The organism is Ralstonia insidiosa, assembly GCF_008801405.1.
Taxonomy (GTDB): domain Bacteria; phylum Pseudomonadota; class Gammaproteobacteria; order Burkholderiales; family Burkholderiaceae; genus Ralstonia; species Ralstonia insidiosa.
Window position 1 is genome coordinate 637,215 of the sequence record NZ_VZPV01000002.1, and the last position, 20,061, is coordinate 657,275.

General features: G+C 63.7%; 16 protein-coding genes. 10 read left to right on the forward strand and 6 right to left on the reverse strand.

From position 1 onward, the window contains the following. Positions 1-17: 17 nt before the first annotated feature. Complete coding sequence (locus tag F7R11_RS19645) at positions 18-221, forward strand: cold-shock protein (protein ID WP_021193171.1); 204 nt, start codon at positions 18-20, stop codon at positions 219-221. Positions 222-305: 84 nt separating this feature from the next. Here the strand turns inward: F7R11_RS19645 and F7R11_RS19650 are convergent, their stop codons facing one another. Then, a complete protein-coding gene (locus F7R11_RS19650; protein WP_064808540.1) occupies positions 306-1,379 on the reverse strand; it encodes a replication protein RepA in 1,074 nt (357 codons plus the stop codon). 1,484 nt (positions 1,380-2,863) lie between these two features. On the opposite strand from F7R11_RS19650, the gene F7R11_RS19655 reads away from it, so the two are divergent. Further along, on the forward strand, positions 2,864-4,168 hold the full coding sequence (locus F7R11_RS19655) for an NCS2 family permease (protein ID WP_064808539.1): 1,305 nt from the start codon (positions 2,864-2,866) through the stop codon (positions 4,166-4,168). A 287-nt stretch (positions 4,169-4,455) separates the two neighbouring features. Here F7R11_RS19655 and F7R11_RS19660 read toward each other — a convergent pair whose 3' ends face one another. Further along, positions 4,456-5,727 carry a site-specific integrase gene (locus F7R11_RS19660; RefSeq protein WP_064808538.1) on the reverse strand — a complete coding sequence of 424 codons (1,272 nt, stop codon included), beginning with the start codon at positions 5,725-5,727 and terminating at the stop codon, positions 4,456-4,458. A gap of 214 nt (positions 5,728-5,941) precedes the next feature. Between F7R11_RS19660 and F7R11_RS19665 the strand changes: the two genes are divergently transcribed. Together F7R11_RS19665 and F7R11_RS19670 are read left to right on the forward strand one after the other, a co-directional pair. Further along, the gene (locus tag F7R11_RS19665; RefSeq protein ID WP_064808537.1) at positions 5,942-6,724 is read left to right on the forward strand and encodes a DUF4397 domain-containing protein; all 783 of its coding nucleotides are present in this window, start codon (positions 5,942-5,944) and stop codon (positions 6,722-6,724) included. Between the two features lie 130 nt (positions 6,725-6,854). After that, a complete protein-coding gene (locus F7R11_RS19670) occupies positions 6,855-9,239 on the forward strand; it encodes a hybrid sensor histidine kinase/response regulator (RefSeq protein ID WP_064808536.1) in 2,385 nt (794 codons plus the stop codon). A gap of 21 nt (positions 9,240-9,260) precedes the next feature. On the opposite strand, the gene F7R11_RS19675 is transcribed toward F7R11_RS19670, so the two are convergent. Both F7R11_RS19675 and F7R11_RS19680 read right to left on the reverse strand, forming a co-directional pair. Continuing rightward, positions 9,261-10,055 carry a DUF2334 domain-containing protein gene (locus F7R11_RS19675; RefSeq protein ID WP_064808535.1) on the reverse strand — a complete coding sequence of 265 codons (795 nt, stop codon included), beginning with the start codon at positions 10,053-10,055 and terminating at the stop codon, positions 9,261-9,263. Positions 10,056-10,254: 199 nt separating this feature from the next. Further along, positions 10,255-11,766, reverse strand: coding sequence for an RNA polymerase factor sigma-54 (locus F7R11_RS19680; RefSeq protein WP_064808534.1), 1,512 nt, complete (start codon positions 11,764-11,766; stop codon positions 10,255-10,257). A 314-nt stretch (positions 11,767-12,080) separates the two neighbouring features. Between F7R11_RS19680 and F7R11_RS19685 the strand changes: the two genes are divergently transcribed. After that, positions 12,081-12,356 (forward strand): hypothetical protein, encoded by a 276-nt coding sequence (locus tag F7R11_RS19685; RefSeq protein ID WP_064808533.1) that lies wholly within the window; start codon positions 12,081-12,083, stop codon positions 12,354-12,356. 226 nt (positions 12,357-12,582) lie between these two features. Here the strand turns inward: F7R11_RS19685 and F7R11_RS19690 are convergent, their stop codons facing one another. Continuing rightward, entirely contained in the window at positions 12,583-13,686 is a 1,104-nt protein-coding gene (locus F7R11_RS19690; RefSeq protein WP_064808531.1) for a sigma-54 interaction domain-containing protein, read from the reverse strand. Positions 13,687-14,274: 588 nt separating this feature from the next. On the opposite strand from F7R11_RS19690, the gene F7R11_RS19695 reads away from it, so the two are divergent. The 4 genes from F7R11_RS19695 to F7R11_RS19710 all read left to right on the forward strand — a co-directional run bounded on the left by F7R11_RS19695 (position 14,275) and on the right by F7R11_RS19710 (position 17,397). Then, positions 14,275-15,696, forward strand: a complete 1,422-nt coding sequence (locus F7R11_RS19695; RefSeq protein ID WP_064808529.1) for a sigma-54-dependent transcriptional regulator — start codon at positions 14,275-14,277, stop codon at positions 15,694-15,696. Between the two features lie 79 nt (positions 15,697-15,775). Next, complete coding sequence (locus F7R11_RS19700) at positions 15,776-15,943, forward strand: DUF1328 domain-containing protein (RefSeq protein ID WP_064808527.1); 168 nt, start codon at positions 15,776-15,778, stop codon at positions 15,941-15,943. A gap of 65 nt (positions 15,944-16,008) precedes the next feature. Further along, positions 16,009-16,314, forward strand: a complete 306-nt coding sequence (locus tag F7R11_RS19705; RefSeq protein WP_064808525.1) for a hypothetical protein — start codon at positions 16,009-16,011, stop codon at positions 16,312-16,314. Positions 16,315-16,404: 90 nt separating this feature from the next. Then, positions 16,405-17,397, forward strand: a complete 993-nt coding sequence (locus F7R11_RS19710) for a YihY/virulence factor BrkB family protein (protein WP_064808524.1) — start codon at positions 16,405-16,407, stop codon at positions 17,395-17,397. Positions 17,398-17,810: 413 nt separating this feature from the next. Here the strand turns inward: F7R11_RS19710 and F7R11_RS19720 are convergent, their stop codons facing one another. Then, the gene (locus F7R11_RS19720; RefSeq protein WP_031328816.1) at positions 17,811-18,038 is read right to left on the reverse strand and encodes a hypothetical protein; all 228 of its coding nucleotides are present in this window, start codon (positions 18,036-18,038) and stop codon (positions 17,811-17,813) included. A 391-nt stretch (positions 18,039-18,429) separates the two neighbouring features. Between F7R11_RS19720 and F7R11_RS19725 the strand changes: the two genes are divergently transcribed. Beyond that, complete coding sequence (locus F7R11_RS19725; RefSeq protein ID WP_021193186.1) at positions 18,430-20,025, forward strand: peptide chain release factor 3; 1,596 nt, start codon at positions 18,430-18,432, stop codon at positions 20,023-20,025. Positions 20,026-20,061: the final 36 nt, after the last annotated feature.

Here is a 20,061-nt window from a genome sequence, read left to right on the forward strand (position 1 = left end):
TTTAAAGGAATTTTTGCATGGCCTCGGGTACTGTCAAATGGTTTAACGAAACCAAAGGCTTCGGCTTCATCACTCCGGACGGCGGCGGCGCAGATCTGTTCGCGCACTTCTCCGAAATTCAAGGTTCGGGCTTCAAGACCTTGAAGGACGGCCAGAAGGTCTCGTTTGAGGTGAAGCAAGGCCCGAAGGGTCTGCAAGCCTCGGCGATCAAGCCGGAATAAGCATTTCAGGCTGACGGCCTGAAATGAAAAAGGGGAGCTTCGGCTCCCCTTTCTTTTTGCTCGCAGCAAACAGTTCGTTCTGCTTCAGGCTAGCTTTCGCACACTGGTGCGCGATGGTTGCAGGATCAGCGCCTTCGACGAATCCGCATCCACCTTGGCATCCGGGTACACCACCAGCACATCCTTCAAGGCCTTGCGGAACAGTGCACGGAATTTCCGCTCGCTCTCGGTCTCAGTACCAAACTGCATCTGCAGCGCTTCCCACGGGATCTCTGTACGCTTCTGGATCGTGAAAAAGCGGTACGTGAGCCACGAATACACATCGAGCGCAAACGGCGATTGTTTGAGCGCTTTCAACGCGCGCATGTCTACCGGCACTGGGCGATTCACGAGCTCGTTGAAGAACGGTTCGGACAACACCACGAAGCTCTCGAACATCGAGCCCTGGCCCGGCTGCATCGGGTCCCACCAGGTCGACAGTTGATCTGCCAGCAGGTAGCCGATACGGTCGATCGATAGTGGTTCCTGATTCTGGTTCTGGCTCGGCGCCGACTTGTTCTGCACGATCGCAATCGTCGCCGAGAACAGGCGGATCATTTGCTGGCGCACCAAGGTCATGGTGCCCCGCTTGCCACCCGTGGCCATCGGAATGCCCAGGTTGTACATGAACTCCGACAGCGAGTTACCAAGCGAGATGCGCCGGTCTTCCACCGTTCCCTGGAATTCCCCCCGCTTTTTCTTGGCCATGATCTCCTTGCCGATCCAGGCGAGCATCAGCCGTGGATACGAGCCGTAGGGATAGCCAAAGGAGACCGTCTCCGAGACGATGCGCTGCCGCCCATTGGTGGCCCGTTCAGAGCGCTGCTGGGTGAAGTACCCAGGCTGAATCATCAGCGAGATATTGCCGCTCGAGCGCGTCCAGACGGGCGGCGAGCCCTTGGGCGCCCGGTAGGGGAGAGTGACTTGCACGCTGGCACGGCTGAGGAAGCCGACTTCGCCGCTCTGCCACGCGTCTTCGCGTTCCATTGCCTGGGCTTCATCGAACAGGCGCTGAAATTTCTCCGGTGCGGCAATGACTTGCCCTCCCGAGGGGACGATGATGCGGCCGGGCGAATTGTCGTCCGACTTCCCGTTGGGTGTAAGGCGTTTGGTGACCATGGTGAGCAGGATTTGTTCAGAGCCTTTGTACTAAAACGCCTTCGGCTTGTCACGCAGAATTGGGTACGTTCTCTGATTTTCACTCGTTGTCGCGGGAAGGGCATCGGTGGGCAACCTGAAGGGTTGTCCACGGAAGACCTTTCCTCACTACAAGTTATCTATACCTTCTACGTTTACTACAGGTAAACCGTATACGCGCCCCGCAAAGCCTTGTCAGCATTGGGTTGAGGGGGGTGTTTTGTACCCGATTCTGCGAAGGTGCGAACCTGATTCTGCGTGGTTGCGTACCCGCTTCTGCGCGAAACCGTACCCGCTTCTGCGCAAAGCCCGTCCCCATTTCTGCGGGGACAACATGAGGTTGTCCACAGTGTTATCCACAGAAAACGCCGGTGAATGGCAGAACTCCTGCGCGTTTTGGGCGAAGCGTACCCGTTTCTGCGGGTGAAAAGACCGTGCTTGCGGCCAGAACGGCTTGCGTTGGTCCAAAGCGTACCTGTTTCTGCGATCCGATCGGCGTGTCATTCGCATTGGGGCGTACCCAATTCTGCGTACTGCCAAGCCATACGCTTGCAGGCAGCCCTGTTCTACTTAGGCCTATGAAGAAGCGAGTGCCCGCTTCGAGGTGTCCCCCTCCAACTTGTGCGTACCTGTTTCTGCGAAGTGCGAATCAGCGGCGGTAGGCATGCCGAGGTCCCGGAAGCGGTCGTCGGTATCGGGAGGCACAACTTTCATCGCTGAAACTTGGGGTACACCGCTTGGAGGTGGGCCCATCGGGTGAGCGCCACTTCGCGCCGCCGTACCTGTTTCTGCGGGTAAAAAGCCTTATTAGCCAATGGCTTGCCTCGCGTGTCTGCACGACGAGCGAACCTGTTTCTGCGGGAAGGGGCGCAGAAACAGGTTCGCGCTTCCCTGGGTGGACGGTCACCTTTCCCCGCAGAAATTGGTACGCCCTGCCCGACACGTTCTCGCAGAAATGAGTTCGCTTCGTTCGCACGAGAGCTCGCGCTGTGCCGCAGAAACGGGTACGGCTTACTTTGCGGATCCCCGCAGAAACAGGTACGCCGAGTCATTGCCTGGGTTTTGAGGAGATAAGGTGCCCTGAATTGTGTGGCACGTACCCGTTTCTGCGAAGGTGTGCGCAGAAACGGGTACGCCAATTGCCAGCCGGATCGCAGGGCATCGCGGTCTCGCAGAAATGGGTACGGTTTGTGCGGCGCGGCGAACCGCATTCGGGCTGATGGACAGGTGCGTGCAGACCGTCCACGTTTCGGGCATGATGCGCATCCCGCGCGCCAGGCGGTAAGTACTGCTCTGGCACGTTTTCCATCATTCCATCCGAATGCACCGCATTCCGACCGGCACGCTTCGGTGTGCCGGAATCTTGTTCAGAGTGGCCTCGCCCCATGGTGGGCGTGCATCGGGGGCCCCTGCTCTTCCTTGGGCTGGCCAGCGATGACCCTTCACAACAAGAGGAGACAACCTGCATGAATTGGCTCGCGCGCACTTTCAAGCTCGAGGAACACCAGACCGACGTCCGCACGGAAGTGCTTGCCGGGCTGACGACGTTCCTCACGATGGCGTACATCATCTTCGTCAACCCGAACATCCTGGCCGACGCGGGCATGCCGCACGATGCCGTATTCGTTGCCACCTGTATCGCGGCGGCGATCGGCACGATGATCATGGGGATGTACGCCAACTACCCGATCGCCATGGCGCCGGGCATGGGCCTGAACGCGTACTTTGCGTACGCCGTGGTCAAGGGCATGGGCTTTTCGTGGCAGGCGGCGCTGGGCGCGGTGTTCATCTCGGGCTGCCTGTTCCTGTTGGTGAGCGTGTTCCGCATCCGCGAGATGATCGTCAACGGGATTCCGCATTCGATCCGGGTGGCGATCACGGCGGGCATCGGGCTGTTCCTGGGCATCGTGTCGCTGCGCGGCGCGGGGCTGATCGTCGGTCATCCGGCGACGCTGGTGACGCTGGGCGACGTGCACCAGCCTTCGGTCATCCTGGCGGTGATCGGCTTCTTCGTGATCGTGACGCTGGACCACCTGCGCGTGAAAGGCGCCATCCTGATCGGCATCCTGGCCGTGACGGTGGCGAGCTTCTTCTTTGCCGGCAACACGTTCCACGGCGTGGTGTCGATGCCGCCGTCGCTGGCGCCCACGCTGCTGCAGCTCGACATCATGGGCGCGCTGTCGGTGGGCATCCTGAATGTGGTGCTGGTGTTCTTCCTGGTGGAGCTGTTTGATGCCACGGGCACGCTGATGGGGGTGGCCAACCGCGCGGGCTTGCTCAAGCAGGGCAAGATGGACCGCCTGAACAAGGCGCTGCTCGCGGATAGCACAGCCATCATGGCCGGCTCGCTCTTGGGCACGTCGTCCACCACCGCGTATATCGAAAGCGCCTCGGGTGTGCAGGCCGGTGGCCGCACGGGCCTGACCGCGCTGACGGTGGCCGCGCTGTTCCTGCTGTGCCTGTTCTTCTCGCCGCTGGCCGGCGTGGTGCCTGCCTATGCGACGGCGCCCGCGTTGCTGTACGTGTCGTGCCTGATGTTGCGCGAGCTGGTCGACCTGAACTGGGAAGACACGACCGAGGCGGTGCCGGCCGTGCTGACCGCACTGATGATGCCGTTCACCTACTCGATCGCCAACGGTGTCGCGTTCGGCTTTATCACGTACTCGGGCCTGAAGTTGTTCACGGGCCGCATGCGCGAAGTGCCGATCATCGTGTGGATCATCTCGGCGGTGTTCCTGTTCCGTTTCTTCTACCTCTCGGGCGGGCACTGAGCACGCTGTGCTGGCGACCGGCAATCAGACAACGCGGACCTTCGGGTCTGCGTTTTTTATGCCCGTGAGCCAAAAGCGTACCCGTTTCTGCGTGCAACTTTGAGCGCTGGCGTACCCGTTTCTGCGTAACGATGTCGACGATGACGCAGCAGAGCGTACCCAATTCTGCGGACGATGTGAGCGACAACTGTTGCGAGAATCCTCCCGACAATCGGTCTCAACGATCTGATCAGACACGCCAAACGCACGCAATGCGTACCCGTTTCTGCGTGATATGTGGAGGAATGTCAGGCCGACGGTGTGGCCAGTTTGCGTGCCGCTTTGGCGATGCTGGTGGTCAGATCAGCTTCACGTGCTCGTGCAGCGGCAGTCGGCAACGCCGCCAGGCCAAGTGCATGGGCCACGTCGGCTGCGGCCTCGCCAGCGGCAAGCCGCTCGCGTAGGTGCGCGCCGCGAACACCGCGCAGCGAGGCATTCGCCAGACGCGTCGCGGCTTCGGTCTGGCCGAGGGCGCGTGCGTAGTCCGCAGCTTCGACCAGCATGCCTTTCACGATCTGCAGCAGTTGTGAGCGTGAAGCAATGCCCTTGCGCTCACCAAAATCGCGGCGCAGCGCGGGGGAATCGATGATGCTGCCGTCGGCGCGGCGCGGTGAGCGTTTGCGGATCGACAGCAGCAGCGGCGTGGCTTCGTCGGGCAACGGCAGCGGCGATAGACCGAACGCGGTGCGGTACTCGCGCAGCGTGACCATCAACGCATCGCACGGTAGCCACCGCTGTGTACGCCCGCTGCCGACCGCCAGCAACCAGACGGATGCCGGCAGCGCGTCATCGGATGGCGCTTGCGCCGTGGGTACGGCATGCAGCGCGACATCGCCCATCCGTGCGCTCACGAGTTCCGAAACGCGCAGCCCCGCATGTGCAAGCAACTCGGCGAGGAAGCGATCGCGTGCCTGGCGCAGGCGGGCTTCACGGCCCAACGCCACGCGTGCGCGCACCGCATCCACCAGCAGCGTCATGTCGGCGGCGCTCAGCGAGGCTTCGGACTCGACGGCCGCCTGCGGTACCGATGGTGCGGCGGATGTCGTGCTCGGCTCCGGTACGGTGATGACGATCGCGTCGTCGTCGAGAAACGGGTTCGTGCGCAGATAGCCGGTGCGTTGTAGCCAGCCGCACAGGTTGGCTGCGATCACGCTGCTCTGGCGAGTGGAGCGTGGCGAGAGCGCGCCGCGCAGCGGTGTCCAGTTGGCATCGTCACGTTCGATGCCACGCGCACTGATCGCCCAGGCAGGTGGTTCTTGCAAAAAGCGCAGATAGGCGACGGCGTCGTCGCGGAGCCAACGGGCGATTGGCTTGCCGAACGTGCGTGCATACCAGCACACGCGCTCCGCTTCCACACGGTACTGCGACAGCGTTGACGCCCCCACCGCGCGCGCACCCGTTGCCCGTGCGTCGAGCCACGCCTGCACACGTTCGCGATCTTGCGCGAATGCTTGCAGATCCGCCTGGGAGGCGGCTTTCTCGGGAGGAGGCGCGGCGTCTGCCGGGCGCGGTTCGGACATGCTGGAACGCGTCGTGCACGAGGGTGAGGTGGATCGCGCAAGTATAGCGAGGCGCGTAGGGACACAGCGGCAAGCGTGTCATTGGAGGGCGGATTCAATCGCCGCGGGCACGCGCCGTGCTCGGTATGGAAGCGTCGCATTGGACAACGACACACGCGGGTGCGCTGCAAGGTGATCACCCGCTCAGAACCATTCTCCTCCGAGGTTGAAGACCATGAAGAATCAGATCAGGAAGATTGCCGCCGTGCTTGCATTAGGCTCACTGGGTGTGCTGACGGCGTGCGGCGGTGGCGATGATGACATCGGCCAGATCATCGGCACCAGCGCGCCGCAGTACCGCACGGTGCATGCCAACCCGTTCATCCAGAACGTCGACTTTGACGTGAACGGTACCGTCAAGATTGCCAACGTCGGCTTCAAGAGCGTCAGCAGCTATTTCGGGATCGATTCGGTATCGACCGTTGCGACCGTGACGAGCGCCGGTACCTCGGCACCGCTCGCTACGGCGAGTTTCTCCCCGGCCAACGGACATCGCTATACCGCACTGGCAATCGTCGCGGCCACTGGCACCGCCACCAGCCTGTCGATCATCGATGACCCGTACAACAAGTCGATTCTCTCGGACAAGGCACGCGTGCGTACCTTCAACGCGTCGTACAACGCGAACAACGTTGACGTGTATGTGACCGCGCCAAATGCTGATATCACCGCCCTTTCACCAACCATGGGCGGTGCGGCATATGGGGCCGCATCGCCGGTCAGCACGCAGGACTCGATCTATCTGGATGGGGGTACGTACCAGGTGAGCGTGACGACGGCGGGCACGAAGAACGTCATCTTCGCTTCGCAACCGTTCAGCCTGGCCAACAACGCAGACTGGCTGATCACCACACTGCCTGCCGGCGGTGTGGGGGCGGTCACGCCAAACGCCATTCGGGTGCTGGTGGCGCAGGCCAACGGCGCTTCGCAGACGGCCTCCGAACTGCCGTCAAAGTAAGCGCATTCGCATGCGCGGGTACTCGCCAACAACGGGCACGCCTCGCCTGTGCTGGCTCGGGAACGAAACCTGCTATCCAGGGGAGCGATGTTCACGTGTCGGCAGACGTCCGGCTGCCCAAGGGGGTGGGATGAGCGAATCCGCAGTCAACCTGTCGGCAACACTGCACGGCACGCAGCCCGCGGCACCCGTGCCCGGTGGTAGCCGGCATCTCGACGTGTTCTGGGTTGACGATCCCCTGAGGGGAACACGGCTGCACGTGAGTGCCACCGCCCAGAGTTGGGGTGTGCAGCCCGACACCCTGTGCGGTGCCCGCGAGCACTGGCTGGTGTACGTCCATCCGGATGATCACGCTGCGCTGCGCACTGCCTGGATGGGCTTGGCACATGGGCAGGGTTTCGCGCTTGAGTATCGCTGGATCGGTGCGGATCAACTTGAGCGCCGTGTGCGTGAGCGTGGCGACCTGATGCCGCCCACCCACGGCGTACCGTCCCACGCTGTGGGCCTGCTCGAAGACGTGACGCAGCATCAACAGGCGCTGGCTGCGCTCGCCGAGTCCACATTCCAGTTGCAATGGCTGACCGAGAGCGTGCCGTTTCCGCTGGCGCAGATCGACATCGGGCACTGCGTGCGCTTTGCCAACCACGCGTATGCGCAACGCTTCGGGTTGCGGGTGGACGACGTGCTGGGGCGCCATCTGCGTGAACTGATGGGGGACGCGGCCTACACGCGCGTGCTGGCCCAACTGGCTGAAGGCTTTGCCGGCCGCCGTGTCGATTTCGAAATGGAGCTGGAGTACCCGCGCGATATCGGCCGCCGCTTCGTGCATGCCGCTTACACGCCGCAGCGCGGCCTAGACGGCAGTGTGCATGCGCTTGTTTGCGTGGTGGAGGACATTACCGAGCGCAAGGAGGTCGAGCGTGAGCGCTTTCGCCATGAGCGCGAGTTCGTCACGCTGGTCGAGAATTCGCCGGACGTGATCGCGCGGCTTGATCGCGAGCTGCGCTGCGTTTATGTGAACCGCGCCGTGACCGAAGCCTTTGGCGTGACACCGGCAGACATGACCGGCCAGACGTTGACCGTGTCGTCGTTGCCGGCCAGCGTGGCGGGGCCGCTGGATGAGGCAACACGCCAGGCATTCGAGACGGGCACCGAGCAGACCTTGACGCTGCATCTGGAAGCCAATGCGGAGCGCACGCGCATCACGCACTACAACGCCCGTGTGATCCCTGAAGCCGATCGGTTTGGCGACACGGAGGCTGCGCTGCTGATCGTCTACGACGTGACCGAACGCACCGAGGCCGAGCGTGAGCGCAACGCGCTGCTGCTGCGCGAGCAGGCTGCCCGTGCGCAGGCTGAAGCCGCCGCGCTGGCGCGCGATCGGTTTCTGGCGGTGGTGTCGCACGAGTTGCGCTCGCCGCTCAATGGCATTCAGAACTGGGCCTACGTGCTCGAGAACCAGATTGCCGACGGGGCGCCGTTGATGCAGCGCGCGCTGGCTGGCATCAAGGCCGGTGTGGAGCAACAGGTACGGTTGATCGAAGATCTGCTCGATGCCACGCGGGTGATGAGCGGCAAGCTGCGCCTGACGCGTGAGCCCTTTACGCTGCGTACCGCGCTGGAGAGCGCGCTCAACAGCGTGCGCGCATTGGCCGCCGATCGCCATATCACCTTACACACCTCCTCCGCGCTGGAGGCGCACGAGATCGACGGCGATGCCGACCGCATCCAGCAGATCGTCTGGAACCTGCTGACCAACGCCATCAAGTTCACACCGGAAGGTGGCGACGTCTGGTTGTCGGCCGAGCTGGTGGGCGAGGTGGCCCGCATCGTGGTGCGCGACAACGGCCGGGGCATTGCGCCGGCGTTCGTGCCGTACCTGTTCGACCCATTTCGCCAGGCGGATGACTCGCACACGCGGCGTGCCGGCGGACTGGGCCTCGGGCTTGCGCTGGTCAAGCGCTTGACTGAGCTGCATGGTGGTCGCCTGCATGCGCACAGCGATGGCGAACACCGCGGTGCGACCTTCACCGTCTACCTGCCGCTGCACGCCGGCGCCGAGTTGACCGCGCCGCTGGCGGAAGACCCGGTGCGCGACGGGCCGCTGCCCTCACTGGCCAGTTTGCGCGTGTTGCTGATCGACGATCAACAGGACGCACGCGATGCGCTGGCAACGTTGCTGACGCAGGTTGGAGCGGATGTAGGCAGCGTCGGCTCCGGCCAGGAAGCCATCCTGCAGCTTGAGGCGTGGGGGCCATCGGCGCGCCCGCAGGTGATGGTGTGCGACATCGCGCTGCCCGATGAAGACGGCTACGTGATCCTGCAGAAGGTCCGTTGGTGGGAGCGCCAGCGCTTGCCCGCCGGCGCAGCACCGATCGAGGCCATCGCCTTGACGGCTTTTGCGCAGCCGGATGACCGCGTGCGCGCGCTGGCGAGCGGCTTTCACGAGCACCTGGTCAAGCCGGTATCGCCGCACGATCTGGTGCGCACGTTGCGCGTGCTGGCGCGGCTGTAGGCCCCCGGCGGCTTGGTTGTTCTAATACGACGTCAGCGGGCGACCGGCGACGCCGGTTTCTGGTCCGCCCATCAACGCCTGCGCAAACACCTGCGCAAAGCCGTTCTTGGTGACCGGCGTGCGTGTTTCCAGGCAAGTGGCCAGCAGGTCTTGCCAATGACGGATGACGTCTGGATAGGCGGCATCCGCCGGATGCAGGCCCAGGCGCAGCAGCGGCGTGTTGGCATGCTGCCGCGTCAGCCAACGCAAGTAGTAGCGCGACACCAGCCGGCGCGCGTTGGTCTGCACGCTGTAGGTCAGGCAGGGCGCTTTCAGCGCGCGCGTCGGGTGCAGCAGGAAGAAGCGCTGCAGTGTCGTCGTGTAGCGCAGCGGTAGCGCATCAAGTGCTTGCCACGTGGCTGCATTCATCAGCCATGCCGGCGCGACAAAGCCATGCAGCGGCCAGCCGTTGGCAGCAAACCAGGCGGCACCGGCTTGCATGCGTGCACGCGCAGTTGCCAGCGGAATCGCCGAAAACTCACCTTCACCCGCCGTATAGCGTGTGCGAATCAACTGGTCGACGAATCCGCCGGGGGGCTGGTCGTCCAGGTGTGCGTAGCCGTGCAGGACGAGTTCATCGCCAAGGGCCAGGCGCTCGGTCATCAGGCGGCAGAAGCGCTCGCTGTTGCGTGCGGTGGGTGCCTGATGGTAGTTGGGAATCACCAGTAGCGATTTCGGCACCGGGCAGACTTCATCCAACGCAGAAAGCAAGGCCATGCACGCCGGCCAGGTAGCTGGCGTGACATCGTGCATGGCAATGACCAGATAGCGCGACATGGTGGATGGGCTCGTCTGCTTTGGGGCTATCGCGTGCGATGGGCGCGCAGGTTGTGTTTGACGCCGTCGCATTCCGCCGCCCAGAACATCGTCACATCGACCAGGTGCGACGACGAGGTTACCGCGTCGTCCGCGTGGTCGGGGTGAGCGTGATGGTTTGGCAGCTTGCGCACGGGCGTCCTGTTGGTGGGGTGCGTGGTCAGGCCTGGCGGCGCAACTCGGCCGGTGCAATGCGCATCAGCCCGCGATACTTCGACACCGTGCGGCGCGCAACGATCACACCTTGCTCAGCCAGCATCTTGGCGAGCGACACATCGGAGAGCGGCGCATCGGCATCTTCGGCTTCGATCATTTCCTTGAGCAGCGCCCGCACCGCTGCCGCCGAACATGCACCGCCTGTGTCGGTGGCGAGCTGGCGTGAGAAGAAATGCTTGAACTCGAAGATGCCGCGCGGCGTGGCCATGTACTTGTTGCCGGTGGCGCGCGAGATGGTCGACTCATGCAGGCCAAGCTCTTCGGCCACGTCGCGCAGCACCAGCGGCTTCATCGCCACCTCGCCGTATTCCAGAAAGTGCTTCTGGTGCGCGACGATGGCCTCGGCCACGCGCTGAATGGTGGCAAAGCGCTGCTGCGCGTTGCGGATCAGCCAGCGTGCTTCCTGCAACTGGTGCGCCAGTGGCGTGCGACTGTGGCCGCGCGTCTGCGCAAAGAGTTCGGCGTAGACCTTGTTGATGCGCGCGCACGGCGCCACCGCCGGATTGGTGACAGCCACCCATTTGCCCTTGATCTTGGTGACAAACACATCCGGCACGATGTAGCCCGCATGCGTTTGAGAGAAGCGCTGCCCCGGGCGCGGGTCCAGCGCGCGGATCAGTGCACAGGCGTCGCGCAGTTCCTCCTCGGTGCAATTGAGTGCGCGGCGCATCTGCACGAACTCGCGCTTGGCCAGGCGCGGCAAATGGCTGTGCACGATGTCTTGTGCGATCTCCTGAATGCGTTCTTCGGCATCGGTATCTGCCGGGCGCGCCTCGATCTGCAGGCGCAGGCATTCGGACAGATCGCGCGCCGCCACGCCCGGCGGGTCCAGGCTCTGCACCAGCGCCAGCGCGATCTGCATTTCCTTCTCGGTGGGCACGGGCTCCACGGGTGCCAGCGGGATCAACTCAGAGAGCAACTGGCGCAGGTAGCCGTCGTCGTCCAGCGCTTCAACCACGGTCTGCGCCAGTACACGGTCGCGGTCCGACAGGCGGTAGCTCAGCAACTCTTCGTGCAGGTGTTCGCGCAGGCTTGGCGTGGCGTGTACCCACTCGCCGATGTCGCTGTCTTCACCATCGCCATGGTGGCTGCCGTTGTGGTTGTAATAGGTGCTGAAGTCTGCAGGAAATTCTTCCGATGCGGCGATGGCCGGATCGGTTTCGATGGCGCTGGTGGTGGTCTCCAGCGGCGTTGCATCGGCGTGCGAGGTATCAGCGATCGCACCGTCCGACTCGATGGATGCCGGCACTTCACCCGTACGAGCAATGCCACCGGCCTGGGCCTGCGCGCCCGCCTCGTGTTCGACCTCTTCCAGGAACGGGTTGCTGGCGAGCGCTTCTTGCATTTCCTGCGCAAATTCGTTGGCGGACAACTGCAACAGCTTCACGGACTGCTGCAGTCGCGGCGTCAGCGCGAGATGCTGCTTCGCACGCATTTCGAGAGCGGCCTTGATCATTCGCCTTGCCTCCTTCGGGTGAGTGGGCGCCGGTCTTGCGACCGACATGACTCTCCATCGATGCAAAGCGTGTGCCATGTCAGAAAACGCAGTTGCGACAAGGCTTTGCAGGCGGCAGACACGCCGTTTCTACATGGTCATGTCGTTTTTATATGCGCAGTGTTGCCGGCACATGACAGTGTTGTGCGTGCACGCGGGCCGCATCGCGCTATGGCAATGGGTGGCACGGCAGGTACATGCGTTGCTGCGGTGACCGGGAAACCGGCTGCACGCCGGCTTCGCGTTCCATCACCGCCACACGTAAGGAGAAACCGATGCAATCACGCACGCTGACTGCCGCCCTCGCGGGCACCATCCTGGCCCTCGGGATGACAACAGCCCAGGCCCAGACCAACCCCGCTCCGGCAGATGCGCCCACCAATGCGCCCAAGGCGGCCACGGATGCCATGCCTGCTGACGGCAATGCCGAAGGCGCCAAGCCAAAGGCCAGGCAGAAGAAGTCGCACCACGCGAAGTCTTCGAGCAAGTCAGGCGGATCGGGCAGCGCCAGTGCGGGTGATTCGTCGGGCGCGGCCAAGCAAAGCCAGTAGCCGATCCGTCCAACGAACCACACATGAGGAGACCCGCCATGCGAGTCCAATCTTTGACGCTACCGCAGGCGGACCGAACGGGATCCGCAGCGCAGAAAACAGCGGAACCCGTGCCACGCCGTGCGCCGCATGAGCACCCGGGCGAGCGCACGCACACGCATCCGCGCTGATGCGTTCAGCGCGGATGCGTACGGTGTACGGTATGCGACGTCGAGGAAGCGCCGGATCAGGCCGCCATGCCGGCGGTGGCCGTGGTCTGGTAGAGGTCGAGCCGGTTGTAGAGCGTCTTGAGGCTCACGCCCAGCGTCTTGGCCGCCTGGCGCTTGTCACCATGAAAGTGCTCCAGCGTGGCCAGGATCAGCGTGCGTTGCGCATCGGCCAGCGTCACGCCCACCGACAGGCTCAGCACACCTTCCTTGACGCTGGGCTGTGCAGGGCCGCGCGGCGATGCCAGCGGGGCGGTCAGTTCGATGGTCTTCTCGCCGAGGATGTAGCCGCGGTGCACCGCATTGCGCAGCTCGCGCACGTTGCCCGGCCATGCATGGTTGCGCAACGCGCCGAGTGCCGCGCGCGAGAACACCTTGTCGGTCTGATGCGCAGCATTGAACTGCGCCAGGAAATGCAGGGCCAGCTCTTCGATGTCGTCGTCGCGCTCGCGCAGCGGCGGCACGTGCAGTGGCACCACGGCCAGGCGGTACATCAGGTCTTCACGAAAGGCGCCGTCGGCCACGGCTTCCATCAAGTTGCGGTTGGTGGCCGCAATGATGCGCGCGCGCGTCTGGATCGGCTCTGTGCCGCCCACGCGCATGAAGACGCCGCTCTCCAGCACGCGCAGCAGCTTGACCTGCATCTCCACCGGCATCTCGGTGATCTCGTCCAGGAAGATGGTGCCACCGCTGGCGTGCTCGAAGTAGCCGATATGGCGCTGCGCCGCGCCGGTAAAGCTGCCCTTCTCGTGGCCGAACAGCTCGGACTCGATCAGGTTGGGCGAAATGGCGCCGCAGTTGACGGCAATGAAGGCCTGGTCGGCACGTGCACTCATGTCATGCACGGTGTTCGCGATCAGCTCTTTGCCGGTGCCTGACTCGCCCATGATGAGCACGGTGGCCAGCGTGTTCGACACCTTGCCGATCTGGCTGTACAGCGCCCGCATCACTGGCGAGCGGCCGTAGAGGTGGCCGAAATCGGGTTCCGCGATGGTCGGGGTGCCGGTTTCAACCGGCCCGTGATCGGCATCGTCAATTTCGGCAATGTCGGTCAGGCCCGGGGGGCAGCGTAGGCGCCCGGCAGTGACTGCACGATCGAAGGCGTTGGCTTCGCTCAAGGACATGGCTCCCTCGTGGTCGGTCACGACGGGGACGTTCCGGCACGGAGCCGCCTGTTCAGCGATGCTGGCTCCCGATGGCTTGGCGCGTCGTCATCCCGTCACATTGTGTGGAAAAGTTGAGCCATTATCGGGGCCGCTTTAGCGCGTTGTATGTCAGGCATGCGCTGACGTTTCGGCCATCCTGTCGGCCAAACGCTGACAAGAAACGGGCCCGAGACGCTGGCGGGGCGCAGGTTTTACGCCCGCTTCTGCTTTTTAGGCGGCCTATCGTGTCCATCGGTTGTCCATTCGGGCCGATGGGTGGCGAAGCCGTGACCTTCTCACCTATGCTGGGATCGCGCCTGCCTGGTCGGGCTGACCACTCGGCGTGATGCCGGCGCGTCTTTTCTTGCACGCGAGCGTGTAAAAGTTACCGGTTTGCGCACTGGCAACCAGGACTTGGCTGCGCAATCGCTGCGCCCCTCGCCAAGCGTGTCGGCGATGGAATACTTTTTGCACCTGCCGCTTGCCCGCGCATGGAAGGCCCGCAGTTGCCCCGCGCATTGACCGCCGACGGTCCAATCGAACCGCTGGCCACCCAATCGAATCGAGATGCCACATATTCTGATTGTCGAAGACGATGCCAACGCTCGAGCCGCCCTGGGTGAGCTGGTGAGTGCGGAAGGGTTCACCACCGCGCAAGCCGGCTCGCTGCGCGATGCGCGTATTCAGATGACGCGTCACAGCCCCGACGCCATCCTGATCGACCTGCTGCTGCCCGACGGCAACGGCATGGACTTGATGGAAGACATCACGCCGCACTCCGGCACCGAGATCATCGTCATGACCGGCCATGCCAGTGTGGAGACTGCTGTCGAGGCGCTGCGCATGGGCGCGGCCGACTACCTCGTCAAGCCGGTCAATTTCCAGCGCTTGAAATCCGTGCTTGCGCGCATCCCGCGCCCGGGTGATCTGAAGGCCGAGATCGGCAATCTGCGCGGCGAGCTGCGCCGGCTCGGCCTGTTCGGCCAGATGCTCGGCAACTCGCCGGCCATGCAGACGCTGTACGACCAGGTCAGCCGCGTGGCGCCCACCGAGGCGACCGTGCTGCTCATCGGCGAATCCGGAACCGGTAAGGAGCTGGCCGCACAGACCATCCACGACCTGAGCCTGCGTCGCAAGCAGCCCTTTCTGCCGGTCAACTGCGGTGCCATCTCGCCCAACCTGATCGAGTCGGAAATGTTCGGCCACGAGCGCGGCAGCTTTACCGGCGCCGACCGGCAGCACAAGGGCTACTTCGAGCGCGCCAACGGCGGCACGCTGTTCCTTGATGAAATTACCGAAATGCCGATCGAACTGCAGGTGAAACTGCTGCGTGTGCTGGAAACCGGCGTGTTCATGCGCGTGGGCACCAACCGCGAGATCGACTCCGACGTGCGCGTGATTGCCGCCACCAACCGCGACCCGGAAGAAGCCGTGGCCGACGGCAAGCTGCGCGCTGATCTGTACCACCGCCTGAACGTGTTCCCGCTGCAACTGCCGCCGCTGCGCGAGCGCGGCAAGGACGTCGACCTGCTGGCGCAGCATTTCCTGGACCAGCTCAACGCGCAGAACAACACCAAGAAGGCATTCCTGCCGTCCGTACCATCGGCCATGGACACGCTGCGCGCCTACAACTGGCCCGGCAACGTGCGCGAGCTGCGCAACTATGTGCAGCGCGCGTTCATCCTGTCGGACGACGCGGGCATCGACATAGCCAACGTGCCACTGCAGGTGTCGAGCACGCAAACCACGTCCGGCTCTACGCTGACGATTCCGGTGGGCACGTCACTGGCCAGTGCCGACAAGAGGATCATCCTGGCCACGCTGGAGCAATGCGGCGGTGTGAAGAAGCGTGCGGCCGAGCTGCTTGGCATCAGCCTGAAGACGCTCTACAACCGGCTGGAGGAATACGGCAACAGCAACAGCAACAGCGAAGACGGTGACGATGGCGCCGGTTCGGGTTCGGGCCGCTCGCATGCCACTGAGGCCTAGGCCGAGCACATCGATGATGTTCCGGGCGCGGTACGCAGCTTGCTGACGGTGGGGTATTCACACCCCACAGGAGGTTGCCATGCTGCGTTACGCCGTTATCTTTTTCATCATCGCGCTGATCGCGGCTGTGCTCGGGTTTGGCGGCATTGCCGCCAGCGCCGCCGGCATTGCCAAGATTCTGTTCATGATCTTCGTGGTGCTGTTTGTGGTGAGTCTGCTTTGGGGCCTGGTGGCCGGGCGCCGGTAAGGGCGCAGCCAACCTCGTGCGTGTGCCGATCGACACGCAATGCCACCTCTCAGGAGCGCAGACCCATGGAACCGTCCCAGACCAACCCGTTTCCCAAATCCGATGGCAACGGCAACCTGATCCGCGAAGATGTGGCGCAGGCGGCCGAGCGCGTCAAGGCGACGACCGCGGAGGCCATCGACCGCACTGCCGGCGCGGCCGCCGATGCACTCGATGAGGTCGTCGCCCGGCGCGCGCAGTGGCGCGCATCACGGCAGCGCTTTGCCAACGATGCGACGGACTGCATGCGCACGCATCCGCTGGCGACCATCGCGCTGGCCTTTGGCGCAGGCTTTCTCATCAGCCGGCTGCTGGGCAGCGACGACGACTGAGCCCCTGCCCCTGCTTGCGCGTATGCTGCGGGCTGACTACGCTCGAAGGCGGCGCGGGCTTGCCCGCTCGCCTTTCCTCAAGGACCATTCATGCGCCTGGCTGCCTTTTTCATCGACCGCGATGTGCTCAAGCGTTCTGCCCAGGTGCTGATCGGGGCGGCACGGCAGTGGTCTGTGCACCGCGCGGCCAGCAAGGGTGCGGCGCTGTCGTTCTACACGCTGTTCTCGATGGCGCCGGTGCTGGTGCTGGTGATCTCGATTGCCGGGCTGTTTTTTGGCGAACAGGCTGCGCGCGGCGAAATCTTCGGGCAAATCAGAGGCCTTGTGGGCGACCAAGGCGCTGCGGCGGTGGAGACGGTGCTGGCCGCCACCAAGCGCTCCGGCCACGGCCTGTTTGCCGCTGTGATGGCCGTTGTGCTGCTGGTGATTGGCGCCACCAGCGCCTTCTCCGAACTCAAGAGCAGCCTCGATGAACTGTGGGAAGTGCCGCCGCGCCAGCAGGCGGGGCTATGGGGGTTGCTGCGCGCGCGGCTGCTGTCGTTCAGCCTGATCCTGGTGCTGGCCTTTCTGCTGCTGGTCTCGCTCATCGTCAATGCGGCATTGGCGGTGGTTCAGCGCTTCTGGGGCGAGATCTGGGCGGGTGCGGGCTTCTTCGCACCGGTGGCAGAGGTCATGTCTTCTGCCTTTGCGTTTGCGGTGGTGTCGCTGTTGTTCGGCACCATCTTCAAGATGCTGCCCGAGACGCGCGTGGCCTGGCGTGACGTGGCCCTGGGCGCAGTGGTGACGGCGCTGTTGTTCTCGCTCGGCAAGCGCATCATCGGGTTGTATCTCGGCAGCAGCGCGGTGGCGTCTTCCTACGGCGCAGCCGGGTCCGTGGTGGCGTTGATGTTGTGGATCTACTATTCCGCGCAGATTTTCTTTTTCGGCGCGTTGGTCACGCGCCAGTACGCGTTGCTGTTCGGCAGCCGCAAGGAAGAGGCGACGGGGGTAACGGGAGCGACCGGCGTTGCCACGCAAGCCGCGCTGCTCAACCCAACGCTGGCGGCGGGTTCCGCCAACGGCACGCGCGACAGCGGACGCTAGTCCCGCGCAACGGCTCCAGCAAGCAGCACCTCTGCCACACAGGCCAGGCAGATCGTCAGCGCCGGATGCTGGCGCATGGAACGGCTGCCCTGCTCCGACACATTCGCGCACAGCGTCTTCAATTGTTCGGTACGCCGGTCAAATTGCGTGAGTGCGCGGGAGCCCTCGCCTGCCAGCCGGTCAATGCCCTCGGTCGTGGTGTGTTCACGCGCTGTGCGGTGTGATCAATCTGCGGGTGCAGGGGCGTGACGGTGGCGCCGTCGGACGGCGGTCTGGGGTTCTGCTCTGTCATGACGGGTTCCTGCGGTGCGAAGGCATGGATTGCCCAGCAACCGCCATGCCCCGATACGCCGCGCCCCAAAACAAAAGGGCCACGACTGTGGCCCTGGATACAGGTGAAAAAAACGACGCGACTAGCCGACCGTCACCACGGTCTTGCGCACGACCAAGATTTCCGCTTGCAGAGCGAGTGCTGCGAGTGCCCGCAGGCTGTCCTGCGGCAACGCCTTGATCCGCTTGCGGCGATTGGCGGCACGCTGCTGACGTGCCGCACGCAGGCTTTCTGCGTCGAGTTGCCACGCCTTACGGGTGGTCTCGAGAATGCGCTGCACTGCGGGATCAACAGGGGTTCGACTACGCACGATTGGACTCCTTACTTCTTAACTTCTTACTTGCTTTCAATGTCGCAAAGCACCACACCGTGTGGGTTTCGCGGCGGACTCCACAATACGGGAGCTTCATGACAACTTCGATAACACCGTCTCCGAAAGGGCTGTCGGAGCATTCCGACACCCTATTGGTCTCCACCATCCGGCGGACGGTTCCTACGGAGTTTCCCTTGCTTGGGCGCCGGGTCAGTTGATCCTAAGCAAGGTCGCCGATCGCGTACAATCTCGGCTGCCCCCTGGGTTGGCAACCCCGACAACCCCGATCGGGCAGTTCATCGGCCGTCAGGATGACCCCCGCCGGCCAGCGCACACGCCACGTGCGCATTCATCCGCATTTTTCACCCCTCCCTTTCGGTTTTTGCCCGTGAGTACGCTGCAGCAGGAGATCCGGCGCCGCCGGACGTTCGCCATCATTGCCCACCCGGATGCGGGTAAAACCACGCTGACCGAAAAGCTGCTCTGGTTTGGCGGCGCCATCCAGATGGCCGGCGCCGTGCGCGCGCGCAAGGCCAACCGCCATGCCACCTCCGACTGGATGGAGATGGAAAAGCAGCGCGGCATCTCGGTAACGTCCTCGGTGATGCAGTTTCCGTACCAGAACGAGGGCGGCGACTACATCGTCAACCTGCTCGACACCCCGGGCCACGAAGACTTCTCGGAAGACACGTACCGCACGCTCACGGCCGTCGACTCCGCCGTGATGGTGATCGACTCCGTCAACGGTGTGGAAGCGCAGACCATCAAGCTGCTCAACGTTTGCCGCCTGCGCAGCACGCCTATCCTCACGTTCATCAACAAGCTCGACCGCGAAGGCCGCGCGCCCATCGAACTGCTCGACGAAATCGAAAGCGTGCTGCAGATCCAGTGCGCGCCGATGACGTGGCCGATCGGCATGGGCAAGTCGTTCAAGGGTGTGTATCACCTGGTGAACGATACGGTGCAACTGTTCGACCCGAACGCCGATAGCGAGAAGGGTGCGACCGCCGGCCTGATCCAGGGTTTGGACAATCCCGAACTGGACCGCGTGCTTGGTTCGCAGGCCGAAGAGCTGCGCATCGACATCGAACTCGTACGTGGTGCATCGCACACGTTCGACAAAGAGGCGTTCCTGGCCGGCAAGCAGTGCCCGGTGTACTTCGGCTCGGCGGTGAACAACTTCGGTGTGCAGTCGCTGCTCGACGCGCTGGTGGGCCAGTCGCCGGAGCCGCTGGCGCGCCCCACCGAGACGCGCGAAGTCAAGCCGCTGGAAGAGAAGTTCACCGGCTTCGTCTTCAAGATCCAGGCCAACATGGACCCGAAGCACCGCGACCGCATTGCCTTCGTGCGCGTGTGCTCGGGCCGCTTCGAGCGCGGCATGAAGCTGCTGCAGGTGTCGACCGGCAAGACGGTGTCCATTAACAACGCCATCACCTTCATGGCGCAGGATCGCAACACCACCGAAGAGGCATTTGCCGGCGACATCATCGGTGTGCCCAACCACGGCACGATCCGACTGGGTGATGCGTTTACCGAAGGCGAGACGCTCAAGTTCACGGGCATCCCGTCGTTTGCGCCGGAATTCTTCCGCCGCGCGCGCCTGAACAACCCACTGCGGCTCAAGCAACTGCAGAAGGGGTTGCAGCAATTGGCCGAAGAAGGCGCTACGCAGATGTTCCGTCCGATTGCGTCGAACGACCTCGTGCTGGGTGCCGTCGGTATCCTGCAATTCGACGTGGTGGCGCACCGCCTGGAGCACGAGTACGGCGTCGATGCCATTTTCGAGCCGCACGAATGCGCGACTGCCCGCTGGCTCAAGGGCAAGCCGGAAGACATCGACAAGCTGATCGACAAGGCTGGCCACAACGTGGCGCTGGATGGTGCCGGTGACTACGTCTACCTGGCGCCGAGCAACGTGAACCTGCGGCTGACGCAGGAGCGGTTTCCGGACATCCAGTTCCTGGAGACGCGGGAAATCGTCTAAGGAGATGCGCAAGAAGAAACGGGGCCGAGTGCCCCG

Excerpts from the sequence above, each read along its gene's own strand:
- F7R11_RS19645 (WP_021193171.1), top strand. The coding sequence starts at position 18 with ATGGCCTCGGGTACTGTCAAATGGTTTAACGAAACCAAAGGCTTCGGC.
- F7R11_RS19650 (WP_064808540.1), bottom strand. The coding sequence starts at position 1,379 with ATGGTCACCAAACGCCTTACACCCAACGGGAAGTCGGACGACAATTCG.
- F7R11_RS19655 (WP_064808539.1), top strand. The coding sequence starts at position 2,864 with ATGAATTGGCTCGCGCGCACTTTCAAGCTCGAGGAACACCAGACCGAC.
- F7R11_RS19660 (WP_064808538.1), bottom strand. The coding sequence starts at position 5,727 with ATGTCCGAACCGCGCCCGGCAGACGCCGCGCCTCCTCCCGAGAAAGCC.
- F7R11_RS19665 (WP_064808537.1), top strand. The coding sequence starts at position 5,942 with ATGAAGAATCAGATCAGGAAGATTGCCGCCGTGCTTGCATTAGGCTCA.
- F7R11_RS19670 (WP_064808536.1), top strand. The coding sequence starts at position 6,855 with ATGAGCGAATCCGCAGTCAACCTGTCGGCAACACTGCACGGCACGCAG.
- F7R11_RS19675 (WP_064808535.1), bottom strand. The coding sequence starts at position 10,055 with ATGTCGCGCTATCTGGTCATTGCCATGCACGATGTCACGCCAGCTACC.
- F7R11_RS19680 (WP_064808534.1), bottom strand. The coding sequence starts at position 11,766 with ATGATCAAGGCCGCTCTCGAAATGCGTGCGAAGCAGCATCTCGCGCTG.
- F7R11_RS19685 (WP_064808533.1), top strand. The coding sequence starts at position 12,081 with ATGCAATCACGCACGCTGACTGCCGCCCTCGCGGGCACCATCCTGGCC.
- F7R11_RS19690 (WP_064808531.1), bottom strand. The coding sequence starts at position 13,686 with ATGTCCTTGAGCGAAGCCAACGCCTTCGATCGTGCAGTCACTGCCGGG.
- F7R11_RS19695 (WP_064808529.1), top strand. The coding sequence starts at position 14,275 with ATGCCACATATTCTGATTGTCGAAGACGATGCCAACGCTCGAGCCGCC.
- F7R11_RS19700 (WP_064808527.1), top strand. The coding sequence starts at position 15,776 with ATGCTGCGTTACGCCGTTATCTTTTTCATCATCGCGCTGATCGCGGCT.
- F7R11_RS19705 (WP_064808525.1), top strand. The coding sequence starts at position 16,009 with ATGGAACCGTCCCAGACCAACCCGTTTCCCAAATCCGATGGCAACGGC.
- F7R11_RS19710 (WP_064808524.1), top strand. The coding sequence starts at position 16,405 with ATGCGCCTGGCTGCCTTTTTCATCGACCGCGATGTGCTCAAGCGTTCT.